Source organism: Brevibacterium oceani, from assembly GCF_017948325.1.
GTDB classification, from domain to species: Bacteria; Actinomycetota; Actinomycetes; order Actinomycetales; family Brevibacteriaceae; genus Brevibacterium; species Brevibacterium oceani.
Genome location: NZ_CP072846.1, coordinates 2,020,157 through 2,037,121, shown reverse-complemented (window position 1 = coordinate 2,037,121; position 16,965 = coordinate 2,020,157). Strand labels below are relative to the sequence as shown.

The 16,965-nt window shown below is 66.2% G+C and carries 17 protein-coding genes; 5 read left to right on the top strand and 12 right to left on the bottom strand.

The features are described 5' to 3' along the window. Positions 1-64 precede the first annotated feature (64 nt). The 7 genes from J9314_RS08990 to J9314_RS08960 form a co-directional block, all read right to left on the bottom strand. Positions 65-1,756, bottom strand: a complete 1,692-nt coding sequence (locus tag J9314_RS08990; RefSeq protein ID WP_210605374.1) for an AMP-binding protein — start codon at positions 1,754-1,756, stop codon at positions 65-67. A 32-nt stretch (positions 1,757-1,788) separates the two neighbouring features. After that, positions 1,789-3,480 carry an ABC transporter permease gene (locus J9314_RS08985; RefSeq protein WP_210605373.1) on the bottom strand — a complete coding sequence of 564 codons (1,692 nt, stop codon included), beginning with the start codon at positions 3,478-3,480 and terminating at the stop codon, positions 1,789-1,791. Next, positions 3,480-4,250 carry a molybdate ABC transporter substrate-binding protein gene (gene modA, locus J9314_RS08980; protein ID WP_210605372.1) on the bottom strand — a complete coding sequence of 257 codons (771 nt, stop codon included), beginning with the start codon at positions 4,248-4,250 and terminating at the stop codon, positions 3,480-3,482. The genes J9314_RS08985 and modA overlap by 1 nt, the downstream gene beginning before the upstream one ends. Before the next feature lie 95 nt (positions 4,251-4,345). Next, a complete protein-coding gene (locus J9314_RS08975) occupies positions 4,346-4,747 on the bottom strand; it encodes a TOBE domain-containing protein (protein ID WP_181275240.1) in 402 nt (133 codons plus the stop codon). Next, the gene (locus J9314_RS08970; RefSeq protein WP_258234212.1) at positions 4,744-5,211 is read right to left on the bottom strand and encodes a molybdenum cofactor biosynthesis protein MoaE; all 468 of its coding nucleotides are present in this window, start codon (positions 5,209-5,211) and stop codon (positions 4,744-4,746) included. The genes J9314_RS08975 and J9314_RS08970 overlap by 4 nt, the downstream gene beginning before the upstream one ends. Next, positions 5,193-5,663 carry a cyclic pyranopterin monophosphate synthase MoaC gene (moaC, locus tag J9314_RS08965; RefSeq protein ID WP_210605371.1) on the bottom strand — a complete coding sequence of 157 codons (471 nt, stop codon included), beginning with the start codon at positions 5,661-5,663 and terminating at the stop codon, positions 5,193-5,195. Before moaC ends, J9314_RS08970 begins: the two co-directional genes overlap by 19 nt. Beyond that, positions 5,660-6,889: a molybdopterin molybdotransferase MoeA gene (locus J9314_RS08960; protein ID WP_246490705.1), complete on the bottom strand. Its 1,230-nt coding sequence runs from the start codon at positions 6,887-6,889 to the stop codon at positions 5,660-5,662. The genes moaC and J9314_RS08960 overlap by 4 nt, the downstream gene beginning before the upstream one ends. Positions 6,890-6,929: 40 nt before the next feature. Here J9314_RS08960 and moaA point away from each other — a divergent pair, with 40 nt between their 5' ends. Then, on the top strand, positions 6,930-8,018 hold the full coding sequence (moaA, locus tag J9314_RS08955) for a GTP 3',8-cyclase MoaA (RefSeq protein ID WP_210605370.1): 1,089 nt from the start codon (positions 6,930-6,932) through the stop codon (positions 8,016-8,018). Further along, on the top strand, positions 8,019-8,264 hold the full coding sequence (locus tag J9314_RS08950) for a MoaD/ThiS family protein (protein WP_181275243.1): 246 nt from the start codon (positions 8,019-8,021) through the stop codon (positions 8,262-8,264). Between the two features lie 127 nt (positions 8,265-8,391). On the opposite strand, the gene J9314_RS08945 is transcribed toward J9314_RS08950, so the two are convergent. Then, complete coding sequence (locus J9314_RS08945; protein WP_210605369.1) at positions 8,392-9,630, bottom strand: HesA/MoeB/ThiF family protein; 1,239 nt, start codon at positions 9,628-9,630, stop codon at positions 8,392-8,394. 69 nt (positions 9,631-9,699) lie between these two features. After that, entirely contained in the window at positions 9,700-10,947 is a 1,248-nt protein-coding gene (locus J9314_RS08940; RefSeq protein ID WP_210605368.1) for a molybdopterin molybdotransferase MoeA, read from the bottom strand. Positions 10,948-11,032: 85 nt separating this feature from the next. On the opposite strand from J9314_RS08940, the gene J9314_RS08935 reads away from it, so the two are divergent. After that, entirely contained in the window at positions 11,033-11,881 is an 849-nt protein-coding gene (locus tag J9314_RS08935) for a CPBP family intramembrane glutamic endopeptidase (RefSeq protein WP_246490704.1), read from the top strand. 123 nt (positions 11,882-12,004) lie between these two features. Here the strand turns inward: J9314_RS08935 and J9314_RS08930 are convergent, their stop codons facing one another. Beyond that, complete coding sequence (locus J9314_RS08930; RefSeq protein WP_210605366.1) at positions 12,005-13,474, bottom strand: peptide MFS transporter; 1,470 nt, start codon at positions 13,472-13,474, stop codon at positions 12,005-12,007. A gap of 147 nt (positions 13,475-13,621) precedes the next feature. Continuing rightward, positions 13,622-14,983 (bottom strand): MFS transporter, encoded by a 1,362-nt coding sequence (locus tag J9314_RS08925; protein ID WP_210605365.1) that lies wholly within the window; start codon positions 14,981-14,983, stop codon positions 13,622-13,624. 310 nt (positions 14,984-15,293) lie between these two features. Here J9314_RS08925 and J9314_RS08920 point away from each other — a divergent pair, with 310 nt between their 5' ends. Both J9314_RS08920 and J9314_RS08915 read left to right on the top strand, forming a co-directional pair. Further along, the gene (locus tag J9314_RS08920; RefSeq protein ID WP_181275249.1) at positions 15,294-15,713 is read left to right on the top strand and encodes a phage holin family protein; all 420 of its coding nucleotides are present in this window, start codon (positions 15,294-15,296) and stop codon (positions 15,711-15,713) included. 74 nt (positions 15,714-15,787) lie between these two features. Beyond that, positions 15,788-16,018 (top strand): hypothetical protein, encoded by a 231-nt coding sequence (locus tag J9314_RS08915; protein WP_181275250.1) that lies wholly within the window; start codon positions 15,788-15,790, stop codon positions 16,016-16,018. A gap of 73 nt (positions 16,019-16,091) precedes the next feature. Here J9314_RS08915 and J9314_RS08910 read toward each other — a convergent pair whose 3' ends face one another. Then, positions 16,092-16,961, bottom strand: a complete 870-nt coding sequence (locus J9314_RS08910; protein WP_210605364.1) for an alpha/beta fold hydrolase — start codon at positions 16,959-16,961, stop codon at positions 16,092-16,094. Positions 16,962-16,965: the final 4 nt, after the last annotated feature.

Here is a 16,965-nt window from a genome sequence, read left to right as displayed (position 1 = left end):
CTCGATCCGGCCGCGACCGCGGCCGGATCGTGCCCACAGCCCGTCGATATCGTGCTCTCCAGCCCTACGCGGAGGCGCCGTGGGCGATCTTCTCGCCTTCCTCACGCAGCTCGATCTTGCGGATCTTGCCCGAGACCGTCATCGGGAAGGACTCGCGCACCTCGACGTAACGGGGGATCTTGAAGTGGGCGAGCTTGCCCGAACAGAACTCACGCACCTCCTCGGCGCTGAGTGAGTCGAATCCGTCCTTGAGGATCACCCAGGCCATGAGCTCTTCGCCGTACTTCTCGTCGGAGACGCCGATGACCTGGACATCGCGGATGGCCGGGTGGTGGTAGAGGAACTCCTCGACCTCGCGCGGGTAGACGTTCTCGCCGCCGCGGATGACCATGTCCTTGATGCGTCCGGAGATGTCGACGTAGCCGTCGTCGTCCATGATCGCCAGGTCCCCGGTGTGGATCCAGCGGGCGGCATCGATCGTCTCGGCGGTCTTGTCCGGCTGCTCCCAGTATCCGAGCATGACCGCGTATCCCCGCGTGCAGAACTCTCCCTTCTGTCCGCGCGGAACCGTCTGCCCGGTGACCGGGTCGGCGATCTTGATCTCGAGGTGGGGCATCACCCGGCCGACCGTCTGCGTCCGCTTCTCGAGCGAATCGTCGACCCGGGTCATCATCGACACCGGAGCAGTCTCGGTCATGCCGTAGCAGATCGCGACCTCGGACATGTTCATGTCCTCGATGACACGACGCATGGTGTTGACCGGGCACGGCGAGCCGGCCATGACACCGGTGCGCAGAGTGGAGAAGTCGAATTCGGAGAACTGAGGATGTTCGAGTTCAGCGATGAACATCGTCGGCACTCCATACAGCGAGGTCGCCTTCTCCTCGATCACGGCGGCCGTGGTCTTCACCGGATCGAACCCCGGAGAGGGCAGGACGATGGCCGCGCCATGGCTGAGTGCGGCGAGGTTTCCGATGACCATCCCGAAGCAGTGATAGTAGGGAACGGGGACGACGACGGCATCGGCGGGGGTGTAGGCGAGCATCTCACCGATGAAGAATCCGTTGTTGAGGATGTTGTGGTGGCTGAGCGTCACGCCTTTGGGGAACCCAGTGGTGCCCGAGGTGTACTGGATGTTGATGGGCTCGTCGGCCGAGAGGTCGTCGATGACCTGCTGCAGCCGCACCGCGTACTTCGCGCCCTCGTCGTCGAGCAGCTTCCTGCCCTGTCCGATGAGGTGGCCGAAGGATTCGTGCTCGCCGAGCGTCGCTCCCCCGGTGAGATCCTCGGGCACCGTGTCGAGGAAGACGAGGTCGAGGGACGGGACCTTCGCAGCCACCTCGGTGGCGATCGCGCGAAAATCCGAATGCGGGGGCGCCACGATCTGCGAGATCATCAGCGTCATGCCCGACTGTCCGACCACGTATTCGAGTTCGTGGCTGCGGTAGGCCGGGTTGACGTTGACGAGGATGGCCCCCATCTTCGCTGTCGCGTACTGGACGAGCGCCCATTCGGCCACGTTCTGCGCCCAGATCCCCACTCGGTCACCCTTCTTCACTCCGCGTTCGAGGAGGCCGATCGCCAGGGCGTCGGTGTCCCGATCGAACTCGGCGTAGGTCCAGCGCCGCCCCGAGTGCCGGTCGACCAGCGCCAGGGCCTCGGGGTGCGCCGTCGCGGTGCGTTTGAAGTGTTCGGCGATCGTGATCCCCAGCAGGGGTTCGGTCGATGTTCCCGAGGAATAGGAGAGTTCTGCCATGTCGTGTTGCTCCCTTGCTTCGATACGCAGGACTACTGTGATCTACTGCACAGTATTCCTTCTCTGTCCTCAGCGCAAAAGCTTGCCAGGAAGTAACCGCCGGCGACCTGTGTCGTCGTGTCGACGGCCCCTACACGGGACACGTAAGTGGCGCGGCCGGAGTCGATGAGCACGAGCGAGGAGGCCAGCTCGATGACGTCTTCGACGTCGTGGGTGACGAGCAGCGCGGTGCGTCCTTCGAGCACGCGGCGCATCACCCGTCTGGTCTCGATCCGCACGTCGACATCGAGTGCGGCGAGCGGCTCGTCGAGCAGCAGCAGGGTGGGATCGATGACGAGGGCACGGGCCAGCGCGATCCGTGCCGCCTGTCCCCCGGACACTGCGGTCGGCCGGCGCTCGGAGGTGCTGCCGACACCGAGGCGATCGAGCATCTCCTGGCCGCGTCGGCGCGCCTCCTGTCTCCCGACGCCGCGACAGCGGAGACCGAAGGCGACGTTGTCGATGACGTTGAGGTGCGGGAACAGCAGCGGGTTCTGGGCGAGGTGGACGATGCCGCGCGCATGGATGGGCGGCCAGACCCCTGCGTCGACGTCGAAGATCACGTCGCCGCCGATCCGCAGGCTGCCGGTATCGGCGGCCAAGGCACCGGTGAGGATCTGGAAGAGCGTGGACTTCCCGGCCCCGTTGCGACCGATGATCGCCGTCGTCGCTCCGCTCGGCACGGTGATGTCGAGTTCGGAGCCGCGTTCGGCCAAGGAGGCCTGCAGGCTGAGGTCGGGGTGGGACTCCGGGAACACCCGCCGAGGCGGCCGCGGGGTCGCTGCCGGCTGTGCGGTGGCGCCAGCGGGGATGGTGGAGCCGGCGGGAGCGGAGTCGGATCGGCGGTCCTCTTCGAGGTTCGCCGGTGACAGCGGAGTGGGACGGCGCACACGCGGCGCGTGCGGCGAACGGTAGGCCAGGACGATGATGACGAGCGCTGCGAGGACGAGCAGGAGCGAGAGCGCGATGGCCGACTGCGGATCGGATTCGCGCACGAGATAGATCTGCAGCGGCATCGTCCGCGTGACACCCTCGAGCGAGCCGGCGAAGGTGAGCGTGGCGCCGAACTCGCCGAGCGAACGGGCGAAGCAGAGCACGGCGCCGGTGATGATGCCGGGGCGCAGCAGCGGCAGACTGACGGTGAAGAACACTCTGGCCGGGGTGGCGCCGAGTTCGGCAGCGGCGAGTTCGAAGCGCGATCCCTGCGCCGCCACCGCGGTCTCGACCGACATCACCATGAACGGCATGGATACGAAGATCTGGGCGACGACGACGGCAGCCGTCGTGTAGGCCAGACCCAGCCCTGCCTCGGTGAGGGCGGAGCCGAGCGGAGCCGAACGGCCCCAGGTGTAGAGCAGGGCGAGACCGCTGACGACCGGCGGCAGGACGAGCGGCAGCAGGATGAGGGTGCGCACGACGCGCTGTCCGGCGAATCGCTTCGTCGCCAGCAGGTACCCGAGCGGGAACCCGATGGCGACGGAGACGATCGCAGAGACGGCCGAGGTCAGCAGCGACAGACCCATCGCGATCCGCGACTCGGGTGCCTGCACGACCGCGGAGAGGGTGTCCGGTTCGATCCTCGAGATCATCCCGATGATCGGCAGCAGCAGGAAGGCGATGCCGAATGCCGCCGGAATCCACAGCCAAGCCGGTGCTGTGGAGTGACTGCGGGTGCGTCTGCTCATCAGGGTGTGGCGAACCCGGCGTCCTCGAGCATCTTCGCCGCGGTGTCGGACTGCAGGTAGTCGACGAAGGCGTCGGCTTCCTTCTGGTGTTCGCTGGCCTTGACCGTGGCAGCCGGGTACTGGTTGACGACCTTGTCGGCGCCTTCGAGGTCGACCATCTCGACCTCACCATCGCCGCGCGGAATGTCGGTGACGTAGACGATTCCGGCGTCGGCCTGACCGGAGCTGACCTTGCCGAGCACATCGGTGACCGAGTTCTCTTCGCTCTTGGGATCGAGTTCGACGTCGTTCTGGTCGGCCCACTTCTCCGTGGCCGAGCCGCAGGGCACCTGCGGAGCGCAGATGACGAGGTCCTTGCCCGCGAAGTCCTTGGGCGTCTTGATGTTCTCCGGGTTGCCCTTGCCGACGGCCAGGGCGAGAGTGTTCGAGGCGAAGATCTGCGGGTCGCCGGCGAGCAGATCGTCGCCTTCCAGCGTGTCCATGTTCTTCTCGTCTGCGGTGGCGATGACATCGGCGGGAGCGCCCTCGGAGACCTGGGAGACGAGATCGGAGGATCCGGCGAAGGAGAACTTCACGTCCGAGACCTCGGGGTTCTCTGTCTTGAACTCGTCGGCGATGTCGGCGAAGACGTCGGTCAGCGAGGCGGCGGCGAAGACGGTGATCTCGGTCTTCTCTGCCGAATCACTACCCGAATCGTTCGAGGAGCCGGAGGAGCAGGCGGTCAGTGTCAGGGCTGCGACGGCGCAGAGCCCGATAAGGGTCTTCTTCATACTCCCATTGAACCCGCAGATGCGCCCCGTTGTCGACTTCAGTCCCCGGTTTGAGGCTCCAACTGTGGTCGAGTTCCGAATTCACGGCACAGAGATCAGTCCGCGGGCACCGTATCGACCGTGACCATCGTCGCCTTCACCGAGGCGGTGGCAAGGCTGCCCGGCCGCAGATCGAGTTCGCGGCAGGCTTCGGCAGACATCAGCGAGACCACTCGGAAGGGCCCGCACTGCATGCTCACCTGGGCCATGACACCGTCCACGGCGACATCGGTGACGAGGCCGGCGAAGCGGTTGCGCGAGGAGCTCTTGACGCCACTCGGATCGGCGAGTGAGGCCGCTGATGCTTGGGCGAGTTCTGCGAGTTCCCTGCCTTCGACGACCGCACGGTTCGACGAGTCCTTGAGGGCGGTGAGGCGGCCGTCGCTGATCCAGCGCCGGACGGTGTCGTCGCTGACGCCGAGGAATCGCGCGGCGTCACTGATGCGCAGCTGGGTCATTCGAGAGCTCCCACCCATTCGTCGGTGCCGTCGGTGAAGTGCTGGTGCTTCCAGATCGCCACACGCGCCTTGACCTCGTCGATGAGTTCGGCGCAGGCGAGGAAGGAGTCTGTGCGATGGGCGGAAGCCACGACGGCGGCCAGGGCGACATCACCGATCTCGAGGTCTCCGACACGATGGACGACTGAGAGCCGGACTTCGGAATGGCGAGAAGCGATGTCGGCGGCCACCTCGGCGATCTGCTGGGCGGCCAGCGGATGGGACTCGTAGTGCAGGCCCCGGACTCCCCGGCCGTCGTCGTGATCGCGGATGACCCCGGAGAAGCTGACGACGGCACCGCAGACATCGGTGAGGACATCGGGTTCGAGGGCGGTGGTCGAGATCTCGGTCTCGACGACTCCGGTGGTGATGACGGTGCCGCCAGTCTCACCGGCGATCGCGGTGGTCAAACCTGGCGTGTCCAATCTCCGCTCCTCCCTCCGGATTTCTCGGTGACCTTGATATCGCCGATCACGGCCTGGTTGTCGACGGCTTTGATCATGTCGAAGATCGTCAGCGCGGCCGTGGTCACGGCGGTCAGTGCCTCCATCTCGACTCCGGTCTTCGACACGGTCTTCACCGCGGCGGTGATGGTCACCGCATCGGTGGTCAGTTCGAAATCGACGTCGATGCCGGTCAGCGGCAGCGGATGGCACAGCGGGATGAGGTCGCTGGTGCGTTTGGCGCCCATCACCGCGGCGATGCGGGCCACGGGCAGGGCATCGCCCTTGGGCAGTCCGGCTTGCGCGATCATGTCGATGACCTCGGCGCGCGTGGTGATGGTCCCGGAGGCCACTGCGCGTCGTTTCGTCACGTCCTTGTCGCCGACGTCGACCATCTGGGCGGTTCCGGTCTCATCGACGTGGCTGAGTTTCATGCGATCTTCCACGTCATCAGCCTATCGCCCGCGGCTGAGAACGGATCGTCCGGTCCCGGCGTCTCAGGTGAGACGAACACGAGGTGGGTGGCCTCGGCATAGCTGTGGAGCAGGTGCGAGCGGGAGCCGCCGATGAACTGTAGCCCCTGGTCGGTGAGTCTGGCCCGGCGGATCTGGAGTTTGCCGGTCGGCGGGGTTTCGTCGAAACCGTGGGCCAGACGGTGGTATCCGACTTCGCGTGGGGGTTCATCGCCGGGGATTCCCAGCAGCGCGGGCCGGATGAACATCTCGAAGCTGATGAGCGTGCTCACCGGGTTGCCGGGAAGCGCGACCCAGGGATGGTCGGCGAGCCGACCGCAGCCCTGAGGTCCTCCTGGCTGCATGGCGATCGGTTCGAAGACCATTGCCGCGCTCGGGTCGGCTTCGGCGGCGAGTTTGACGACCTCGTGCGCGCCCTTGGAGATGCCGCCGGTGGAGATGACGAGGTCGGCGGTGCTGCCTCGCACAGTGTCGAGCAGCGCCTGGGGGTCGTCGGGGACGAACGCCACCTCGGTCTCCGCACCGAGGCGGCGCAGCCCGGCCGAGAGCGTCACGGAGTTCGCGTCGTTGATCCCGGCGGCCGCCTCGGCGGTGATCTCGTCTCCGGTGCTGATGATGAGGATCCGCGGCAGGGATCGCACGGGGAGTTCGGTGATGCCGCAGGCCGCAGCCACGCCGAGGTGGGCAGGTCGCAGCTGTGTGCCCGCGCTCAGCACGGTCTGACCGGCTCTGACATCGCTGCCGAGAGGACGGACGAAGTTCCCGACCTGGGGATTCTCGGTGCCGGTGGGAAGGTCGAGGGTGATCGACTCCGCCCCGAAGGCACCGGGCGCGGTGTCCTCGATGCGGATGATCGTGTCGGTTCCCGGCGGCAGCGGGGCTCCGGTCATGATCTCGACCGCGGTGCCGGGGGCGACGGTGTGGCCTCGGGCCCCGGCGGCGACCTGTCCGCGCACTGGGATCGGAGCGGGTTCCCCGGCACCTGAGCGGGCCTCCAGTGTGGCTGCGGCCAGGGCGTAGCCGTCCATGCTGGAATTGTCGAACCCGGGAACGTCGATCGGTGAGACCACGTCGGCATCAAGTCTGCGGGGGCAGTCGAGCAGGCCCGTGAGTGGGAGGCTGCGTGTCCCGGTCAGTGGATCGATCGTCTCGTATATCCGTGCTCGATGCATCTTCGCCGTAGTCATGGGACGATGATACGAGAGGTTCTGTAAGGAGGATGCCGCCATGTCGACGATCGGACTGCCGATGCCGGTGCTGAGGACTCCGACGCTCGACCCGGGCGACGGGTTCACCGCGCACGATGAGAACTCCCTCCTCGATCAATACGACCGCCGAGCACGGGATCTGCGGATCTCGCTGACGGACTTCTGCAATCTGCGCTGCACGTACTGCATGCCCGCCGAAGGCGTCGAGTTCATGTCCCGGGATGCCGCGATGACTCGTGAGGAGATCGTGCGCTTCGTGCGCATCGCGGTCGAGAAGTTCGGAGTCGATCAGGTGCGGTTCACCGGTGGTGAGCCCCTGACCCGCAAGGACATCAACGAGATCATCTCCGGTGTCGCTGCGCTCGAACCCCGACCGAACATCGCCCTGACGACGAACGCGATCGGCTTGGACAAGCGTGCGGCGAAGCTCAAGGCGGCCGGGCTCGACCGGATCAACGTGTCTCTGGACACCGTCGACCCGGAGACCTTCGAGACCATGGCCAGACGGCCGTTCCTCCACCGTGTGCTCGAGGGCATCGACGGGGCGCAGGAGGCCGGACTCGATCCGGTGAAGATCAACGCGGTCCTGCTGCCCGGCGTCAACGACCACCAGGCCCCGGATCTGCTGCAGTGGTGCCTCGACCGGGGTCTGAGCCTGCGCTTCATCGAACAGATGCCCCTCGACGCCGGTCACTCATGGGATCGCGGTGAGATGATCACCGCCGCCGACATCTTCGCCCTGCTCGAACCCCGCTTCGTGCTCACCCCGGATTCGGCGCCGCGCAACGGCGCCCCGGCGGAGAAGTTCCTCGTCGCCGATCGCCGTGATCCCGGAACCGCCCTCGGGACGGTCGGCATCATCGCCTCGGTGACCAGACCGTTCTGCGCCGACTGCACCCGCACGCGTCTGACCGCCGAGGGTCGCGTGCGCACCTGCCTGTTCTCTCACACAGAAGTCGACCTGCTCACGGCGATGCGGCGGGGCGCCGATGATGAGGCGATCGCCGATCTGTGGAAGGGCGCGCACTGGAAGAAGCTCGCCGGGCACGGGATGGACACCGACGACTTCGTGCAGCCCCAACGTCCCATGAGTGCCATCGGAGGATAAGTGCCCACCATCACCGTCCGATTCTTCGCCGCCGCCCGTGAGGCCTTCGGCGCCCGGGAGACCCGACTCAGCGCAGGATCCGTCGACGACCTCGTCGACACTCTCGCCGAGGCGGCCGATGAGCAGGCTGCGACCGTGCTGTCCCGGTCGAGCTTCCTCGTCAATTCCGTGGCCGCGACCGATCGCAGTGCCGCGCTTGCCGAGGGGGACACCGTCGACGTCCTGCCGCCGTTCGCCGGCGGCTGACGAGGGACCGCCTTTCAGCGCGCCTGAACGCTCCTCGATGCGCCGGAGCTGCGCGAATACTGTCGGGCGGTTCCGCACGGTCGCATCAGAACGACCCCTCCGTTCAGGGGAGTACAGTCGTTCGGTCTCAGCTGTTCTGGTGCACCGGTTGGGAGAGGTAGGCGAGGTATCCCCCGCTGACCGAGCTCACGGCGATCCCATGGGAACGGAGTGCCGCCGCGGCACGAGCCGAACGCACCCCGGAACGACAGTAGAGGGCGGCAGTGCGTCGGCCGGTGCCGTCCTCCTGATCGCGCTCGTCGGCCTTGTCGAGCAGCTGCTGCGGGTCATCGAGCAGTTCGTCCATCGGAATATGGATCGCGCCGGGCACCATCCCGGCGGCCACCTCATCGTCCTCACGGATGTCGACGAGCAGCCGGTCCGCGTCCAGATCGGGCCAGCGCTGCTCGGCCGGACCGAGGCCATGCGTGGCCTCACCTTCGCCGGCCGGCCCCACGCAGCCGCCGCCCGGTGCTTCGGAATCGTTCGCTGACGCCTCGGCCCTGCCGGTCGGTGCATTCGCATTGTCAGGTGTCGGCTGCTGCCCATAGTCGCCGAGGTGGTCCCGCAAGTCGGTCACGCGTGTGCGGTCGGGCCGCCTGGACACCGGAACTCTCTCCCAGCTCGCGTCGAGGCTGTTATGGATCGCGACCGCGTTCGTCAGGGGCCGTCCGATGCCGGTGAGCATCTTGACCGCTTCCATCGCCATGGCCGAGCCGATGCTTCCGCACAGGGGGCCGAGCACTCCGGCGGTCGCGCAGTCGGGGACGGAGCCTGGTGCCGGAACGTCCGGGTAGAGGTCGCGCAGCGTGGCGCCGGCGCGTGCGTCGAAGACCGCGACCTGGCCGTCGAAGCCGAGGATGGTGCCCCAGACGAGGGGGATGCCGAGGATCTCACAGGCATCGTTGGCCAGGTACCGGGTGGCGAAGTTGTCACTGCCGTCGATGACGATGTCGACACCGTCGAGCACCTCGAGCACGTTCTCGGGGGTGAGCAGGACCGGCAGGGTGCGGATCTCGATGTCCGAGTTGATTCCGCTCATCCGCTCCCTGGCCGAATCGATCTTGCGGGACCCGACGGCCGCCTCGGTGTGGATGACCTGTCGGTGGAGGTTGCTCAGCTCGACGATGTCGGGGTCGATGACCGTGATCGTCCCGATTCCCACGGCGGCAAGGTAGCTGAGCACCGGGGCGCCGAGGCCGCCGGCGCCGATGACGAAGGCGTGCGCTTCCAGCAGCGCCTGCTGCGCGGTCTCACCGAATCCAGGCAGACGGATCTGGCGGGCGTAGCGGGCCCGCTCGGCGGAATCGAGACGAGGTTCTGTCATGACTCCATCCTAGTTCGGAGTGTACGAGCCCAGTTCGGACAGTAGGCGATCAATTCGGGCAGGCCGGGATCAGATGTCCAGACACTCGATGATCGATCCGGCGGAGATCGTCCCCGTGCCGCGGGGAATGCGGACGATGACGTCGGCGATCGCGAAGTTCGTCAGACGAGTGCGCCCGAGATCGCGGACCTCTCCCCCGCCGGTGAAGGCACCGGGACCGAAGGTCACGGCTCGAGGGTGCTCGGCGAGTTCGGGGCCCTGGTAGACCCGCTTCGTCCATCGTTCGCGCAGCGAGTGCCCCGTCAGCAGGGACTGAGCGAACAGGTGGAAGGACAGGAACGCGCCCTGCGGGGTGCCGGGAAAATGGAGCAGCGGAAGCGAACCGAACCGTCCGAACCCCTGCGGGGCGCCCGGTCTCATGCCGAGGCGGACGAACCGGGATCGTCGGCCCTCAAGAGTCTGGCGCACGACTTCGAAGGCTCCGGCGCTGATGCCTCCCGTGGTGAGTACGAGGTCGACCGTGTCTTCCATTCCGCGCAGCAGCGTCAGGAACTCGCTGGTGTCGTCCCCACATGTCGCTTCGACCGGTTGACAGCCGAGTGCGGAGATCGCAGAAGAGAGCATCGGCAGATTCGAATTGCGAATGGTCGGACCGGCCGCCTCTGTCTCGGGTGGCGGCACGTCGGTCGGTTCTGTGTCGGTCGCCTCCGCACCGGGCGCTGGCGTCGCCGACCCGAGCGTGCGCAGTTCGTCTCCGGTGACGATGACTCCCACACGCGGTCGCCTGAGGACCTCGACCTCGTCGAGCCCGAGCATGGCGAGAGTGCCGACTCCGGCCGCCGTCAGTCGTGATCCGCTCGGGACGACGAGGGCGCCGGTCGCGATGTCCTCGCCCACCGAACGAATGTTCCACCCTCGGCCGGCGGTGGGCGGCAGGGAGGTGACACGGATCGACTCCGGAGCCGGGCCCGTCGGCCGGGCATCGGTGAATTCGACGGGAACGACCGCCTCGGCGCCGGTGGGGACCGGGGAACCAGTCATCACCCGCACGGCAGAGCATCGACGCAGCGGGACGGAATCGTGACCGGCGGGAACGTCGCCGATGACGGGAACTCCGTCTCCCTCCCGAACCGCTGTCCACGCCTCCCGGTCAAGGGCGAATCCGTCCATCGCCGAGGTGGGGAACGCGGGAACGGCGTGCGCGGCCGCGACATCTCCCGCGGTGGTGCGGCCGATCGCCTCGTGTGCCGACACGATCTCGGTGCCGAGTGGGGGCGCGAGATCGGCGAGGAGATCGCTGTAGTCCTCTGGATCCACTGAAGTCCTTTCGATACCCCGATCCTACGTGTCGGATCGAGTCGGTTCGACGTCGGGCGGTCTCCGCTCGTCTACAGTGTGGACCGTGGAGAACAATCACGCGCCCGATCTCGTCTCGCCTCGACTCGGGCTGCTCAGCCGGGAGGCCTGCGCCACTGCGCTCATCGCGATCTCAGCGATCGTCCTTTTCGGGGTCGGGACCACGTTTCCGCAGGTGAGGGTATTCGGCTACGCGCCGATACTGGCGGGACTCGTTGTGGCCTGGAGTGCGAACCGAGGTTTCGCCCGCGACCTCAGCGTCATCACCGCGTGCCTGGCGCTCATCTCAGCGATCTCGGTCGAAGCCGACATCTCCTGGACGAACATCGCCCGCATGGGAGTGGTGCTCTCGGCCGTCGTCGTCGGCCCGTGGCTGGTCACCCGATACCTGTTCAACGACCGGACGATCGTGTTCCCGCTCAGGCGGGGTCAGCCGTGGTCGCGGCTGGAGTGGGGATGGCTGGCCTTCGTCGTCGTGGTCGCGTGGGCGGTGCTGCCGCAGTACTTCCTGCGCACCGGGGTCTACCTCAACTGGCCGCCGCTGACGAACTGGTCGGAGATCGTCCGCCTCTTCTTCGGGGTGAACGCGGTGGGGATCTGGGACGAACTGTTCTTCATCTGCACGGTCTTCGCCCTGCTGCGCAAACACTTCTCGTTCTGGACGGCGAACGTGTTCACCTCGATCATCTTCGTCTCGTTCCTGTGGGAACTCGGCTACCGCTCGATCGGGCCGCTGCTGACGATTCCCTTCGCCCTCGTCCAGGCGTTCATCTTCACCCGCACGAAATCGCTGCCGTATACCGTCACGGTGCATCTGCTCTTCGACGCCCTCGTGTTCCTCACGATCGTCCACGCCCACCACCCACAGGCCCTGCCGATCTTCATCGGCGTCTGAGCCTCTACGCCGAAGGCCCCTCGCAACTCACAGGTTGAAGGGGCCTTCGCGTAGTCGTACGACCGGCAGACCGTGGTCAGCGGACGCTGGCCGTCAGGGTCCGGTCATCAGCTGCAGACGGGGTCAGCGGATGCCGCGGAGCAGCTTGAGCATCGGCTTCGTCAGGGTCAGCGCCAACAGGCCGATCACAATCGAGGCTCCACCGATCGACGTCCAGTACGGCGCCTGGTTGGCAGTGTCGAAGTATCCGCCGAGCACGCCGGACAGTGCGGTGCCCACGCCCGAGGCGAGGAAGAAGACGGCGATCATCTGCGACTGGAACACCTTCGGTGCCACCTTCGTCGAGAACGACAGGCCCACCGGCGAGATGAGCAGCTCGCCGAAGACGAACACCGCAAGTGTGAGCACGACCCACAGCAGCGGGGTGGCGTTCGTACCGGCACCCGAGAACGGCAGGAACATGAGGAAGCCAACTCCGATCAGGATCAGCGACAGTCCGGCCTTGACCGGTGTGGAGATCTGCTTCGGCCCGAGCTTCATCCACATGGTCGCGAACAGTGGCGCGAAGACGATGACGAAGAACGCGGGGATCAGCTGGATCCAGTTGATCGGCATCTCCCAGCCGAAGATCGACCGGTTGAGCTGGGTATCGGAGTAGATGGTGAGCACCCCGAAGATCTGCTGGTACATCGACCAGAACACGACGACCGTCAGGAAGAACGGGATGTAGGCGAGAACGCGGGAACGCTCGTCGGAGTTCGTCTTCGGCGAGGTGCCCATGACGATGAAGTAGCACGCTGCGGCGCCGGCGGAGATGCCCGCGATCCACCAATCGAGATTCTCGGGGTTGACGATCTTCGTCATCCACAGCAGGGTGGCGGCCAGCACGACGACGAGGACTTCGACGATGAAGAGGTAGAGCTTGTTCTTCGGCAGCGGGTTGACCACGATCCGGGACTCCGGAGGCAGGTTCTTCCGGCCGGTGAGGTAGATGACGAGGCCCAGTGCCATGCCGACGGCGGCGGCACCGAAGCCGTAGTGGAATCCGATGTTCTGCTGCAGGAGGCCGGTGAGCAGCGGTCCGATGAGGGCGCCGATGTTCACACCCATGTAGAAGATCGTGAAGCCGGCGTCACGGCGCGGGTCCTTCTCCTCATAGAGTTCGCCGACGAGCGCCGAGGCGTTCGCTTTCAGCCCGCCCGAGCCGAGTGCGACGAGGATGAGTCCGACCGCCACTCCCCCGAAGCCGGGGATGAGTGCCAAGCAGATGTGGCCGATCATGATGATGATCGCCGAGTAGAAGAGGACCTTCTCCGCTCCCGCCAGCCGGTCGGCGACCCAGGCACCGAGGATCGTGGCGAGGAAGACCGCACCGCCGTACGCTCCGACGATGCCCACGGCCGTGCCCTGCTCCATCCCCATGCCGCCGTCGGTGACGCTGAAATAGAGATAGAGGGCGAGGATGCCGTTCATCCCGTAGTAGGAGAAGCGCTCCCACAGTTCCAGGCTGAACAGCTGCATGAGCGGCAGGGGGTGTCCGAAGAACCGGGTATCGGCGCGGACGGCCTCGGTCGTCGAGGTGCTTGATGACATGATGTGCTTTCCGTAGTGGTGTGAGAACACACGTTTCGTGGCGTGTTTCACGATGGACCAGCGGACATCCTACTCTCCGGTCGGACCTCGGTCACACCGCGCGAACACTGGGACACAGCGTCCCAGAAAGCGGTCGATCAGAGTGATTCAGATCTCGTTCTTGTCGTTTCGAGCGCGGGCGTCATCACCGGAACCGATGCCACTGCGTCCGGCAACGGTGCGACGGCCGGTGGGGCCGCCTCGGCGCCGGGAGATGGAGGAGAACAGATTGAGCACACCTGCCAGGAGGACGATCGCCGAGGCGGCCACCGGCACGGCCATCGCCGTGGCCGTTCCCCGGTCCTCGGCGAGGATCCCGTTGATCGCTGAGGCCACGGACTGACCGACGATGATCGCCGACCCGGCCATCGACATGACCGTCGCCGAGCGTCCCCGCGGAGACCGTTCGGCCGCGAGGCTGAAGAACGTGACGAGGCTCGGGCCGATGGCCGTACCCATGAGCAGCAGGGCGATGACGATGACCGGCATCGACTCGGTCGCGGCGAGCACGACGGCTCCGGTCAGCAGGACGGGGGCGAAGCACAGCAGCCGTGCCCAGAGCGCGAAGCCGGCGGGGAAGAGCGCAACGGAGATCGCGAGGATCGCGGATCCGATGCCCATCACGCCATAGACGAGCCCGGCCTCTTCGGGGCGGCCGATGTCGTTCGTCAGTGCGGTCAGGGCCGTCAGGGTCGAGCCGAAGACCATGCCGATTCCGAACACCCCGAGGATGACGACGAAGACACCGGGGGTGAACATGTCCTTCGCCGGGGCACGCTCGGCCACAGCAGCGATGCTGCCGGCGGAGCGGGTCCGTCCTGTGGGGTGCAGCGCAAAGGCCGAGACGAAGACGAGGGTCATGACGATGGCGCCGATGATCGGCGCGACCGGATCGAACAGGGTCGCGAGCAGGCCGACGATGAACGGACCGAAGACGAAGATGACCTCGTCGGCGGCGGATTCGTAGGCCATCGCGCCGTTGAGCACCTTCGGCCGACGCGCCTGCGGCAGCACGGTCAGCACGATGTCGACGATTCTCGAACGAGACATCGGTGCGACCTGCGGCGAGGTGGCGCCGATCGCGAACGCCGCGATGAAGACCACGACGTCGGGCAGCGGGCTGAAGACGACCCAGGCCATGAATGTCAGAGCCGCACAGTTGAGAACGCCGACGATGAGGAGCACATAGCGCTGGCCCCAGCGGTCCGCGGCGGCACCGATGAATGAGCCGAAGACCGCCGTGCCCAGGCCGACCATCGCGGAGTTGATCCCGCCGAGGCTGAGCGACCCGCGGCCGGCGACGACAAGGGTGAGCACACCGACGACGATCATGGCGAAGGGCATCCGAGCGACGAACGCGATCGGGAAGTAGCTGCGGCCGACGGCTGAGAACAGGGTCGGTTCGCTTGCCGAGGCGACCGTTCCCTGTGGTCGAGATTCGGCTTCTGCGGGGAGGTTGCTGTCAGTCATACCAATCCAGTTTCTGCGCCCGCCTGTGCGGGGTCTGTGCCGCCGTGGTGACCTGGATCAAATCACTCGGTAGATGCACGCCGTCGTCGGGACCGTCCGGTCCGTCTTTCAGGCTACTGGTTCTGCGCGCCGGATTGAAGCGCGAGACGGCGACTTCAGGTTGAGTTTGGTCACCATCCCGGCGACGGTCGGCACGGTTCTCTCGTGTCTCTCGTGCCGGTCGGCACGGACCTCTCGCGAGGGTCGGCACGGACCTCATTCCCATCCTCGACTCAGAAAGAACGCAGATCGGTCTGGGAGGATGGCGAGCATGAACTTCTTCGCTCGAGTCGTCGTCAACGCGTGTGCGATCTGGGTGGCTGCCTGGATCCTGCCGGGCGTGACGATCACGGGTAATCATGTCGTCGAGGAGCAGGCCGGACCGATCCCGGCGATGATCATCTCCTACCTCGTCATCGGGCTCATCTTCGGATTGGCCAATGCCTTCATCAAACCGATCCTCAGCTTCGTCTCCGCACCGATCACGTGCCTGACCCTCGGGCTGTTCTCGATCGTGATCAACGCGCTGATGCTCGCACTCACGAGCTGGCTCAGCGGTTTCACTCCATTCGTGTTCACCATCGACTCGTTCTTCTTCTCCGCCATCCTCGCCGCGATCATCGTCTCGATCGTCTCCGCCCTGCTCGGATGGCTCGTTCCGGAGCGAAGCGCCGAACGCGACCGGAGATGAGCAAAGTTCTCTACGCGATGTAGACTGGCCGGTGAGTGTCAACGTGACCACCAGAAACATCTGCCGGAGGAACCATGTCCAATACTGTCGCCGCGAAGCGGACCCGCAACTCGGCATCCTTTGCCGACGTCATCGTCTTCATCATTGCGTTCGCTCTCTTCGTGTTCGGCCTCTACCTCTTCGGCGCGGCCTTCTCCTCGCCCGAGGGAACCGAATTCTGGGTGTTCTGGGGCGGCCTGCTCGCCGCGTGCTTCGCCTTCCTCCTGCCCATCCTCTACCGCTGGGCTCGCGACTCCCGTCGCTGAATGACTCAGCCTGTGAATAGGCGAGGGGCCGTTGCGCTGATGCGCAACGGCCCCTCGCCTATTCGCGCTCCGATCAGTCGCGTTCTGCGGCGAAATCCATGATCGCCGAGGCGGCCTCCTCGGACCGCTCGTAGTGCACCAGGTGCCCGACCCCGGCCAATTCGACGACGCGGACAGCAGGAAGCGCAGAGACGAACTCCCGGGTCGGTCCGATGGGGGCGATCGCGTCACGGTCCCCCGCGATGACGAGGGTGGGCATGGTCAAGGAGGGGGCCACCTCGGTGACGGTGTGAGCGACGGATGTCGCGTACGCCTCCGCCAGCGAGTCCCGATCGGCAAATGACGAGAAATAGCGTGCATGCTGATCGTGGATGTAGCGTCGCAGCCCCCGATCGCGGGTCGTCGCCATCATCTCACTCATGGCCCGCACGATGATCCGGCTGTCCAGCAGTGCACGGCCGGCGCGCTCGGGGAGGCGCGCGCCGAGGTCGTAGTAGGCGCGGGTGAGGGCGGTGAGGAATCGTGCCGAGCCCTCGAGCGCCGGAGACGTGATCGGGTTGATGAGGACGAGCTCGGGGACCGCGTCGGGGTGCGCGGCGGCGAGGTGGCTGACGAGGATCGATCCGAAGGAGTGCCCGACGAGGATCGGTTCGGTCTCCCACCGGCGAGCCACCTCGGCGCGCAGAAAGGACAGATACTCGATGTACGAGTCCAGGCCGGATCCAGCCTCCAATGGCCGAGTGTCACCGAATCCGGGCAGATCGGGCACGATGACCTCACGGTCGTCGATGCTGCCGGCGATGAGGTCCATCCCATGATGATCGCCGCGGAATCCGTGCACCACGAGCAGGGGCCGTCTCGCGGAGCTGCCCGGATGGACCCATGCCGCAGTGGCGTGAGCACCCAGTCGAAGTTCGATCCGGTGCGAGTCCCGTGTCCTCACGAAG

What these genes read in the sequence shown, in the direction of transcription:
- J9314_RS08990 (WP_210605374.1), bottom strand. Translation starts at nt 1,756, where the DNA reads ATGGCAGAACTCTCCTATTCCTCGGGAACATCGACCGAACCCCTGCTG.
- J9314_RS08915 (WP_181275250.1), top strand. Translation starts at nt 15,788, where the DNA reads ATGTCCAATACTGTCGCCGCGAAGCGGACCCGCAACTCGGCATCCTTT.
- J9314_RS08945 (WP_210605369.1), bottom strand. Translation starts at nt 9,630, where the DNA reads ATGACAGAACCTCGTCTCGATTCCGCCGAGCGGGCCCGCTACGCCCGC.
- J9314_RS08920 (WP_181275249.1), top strand. Translation starts at nt 15,294, where the DNA reads ATGAACTTCTTCGCTCGAGTCGTCGTCAACGCGTGTGCGATCTGGGTG.
- modA (WP_210605372.1), bottom strand. Translation starts at nt 4,250, where the DNA reads ATGAAGAAGACCCTTATCGGGCTCTGCGCCGTCGCAGCCCTGACACTG.
- J9314_RS08960 (WP_246490705.1), bottom strand. Translation starts at nt 6,889, where the DNA reads ATGACTACGGCGAAGATGCATCGAGCACGGATATACGAGACGATCGAT.
- J9314_RS08930 (WP_210605366.1), bottom strand. Translation starts at nt 13,474, where the DNA reads ATGTCATCAAGCACCTCGACGACCGAGGCCGTCCGCGCCGATACCCGG.
- moaA (WP_210605370.1), top strand. Translation starts at nt 6,930, where the DNA reads ATGTCGACGATCGGACTGCCGATGCCGGTGCTGAGGACTCCGACGCTC.
- J9314_RS08985 (WP_210605373.1), bottom strand. Translation starts at nt 3,480, where the DNA reads ATGAGCAGACGCACCCGCAGTCACTCCACAGCACCGGCTTGGCTGTGG.
- J9314_RS08925 (WP_210605365.1), bottom strand. Translation starts at nt 14,983, where the DNA reads ATGACTGACAGCAACCTCCCCGCAGAAGCCGAATCTCGACCACAGGGA.
- moaC (WP_210605371.1), bottom strand. Translation starts at nt 5,663, where the DNA reads ATGAAACTCAGCCACGTCGATGAGACCGGAACCGCCCAGATGGTCGAC.
- J9314_RS08975 (WP_181275240.1), bottom strand. Translation starts at nt 4,747, where the DNA reads ATGACCCAGCTGCGCATCAGTGACGCCGCGCGATTCCTCGGCGTCAGC.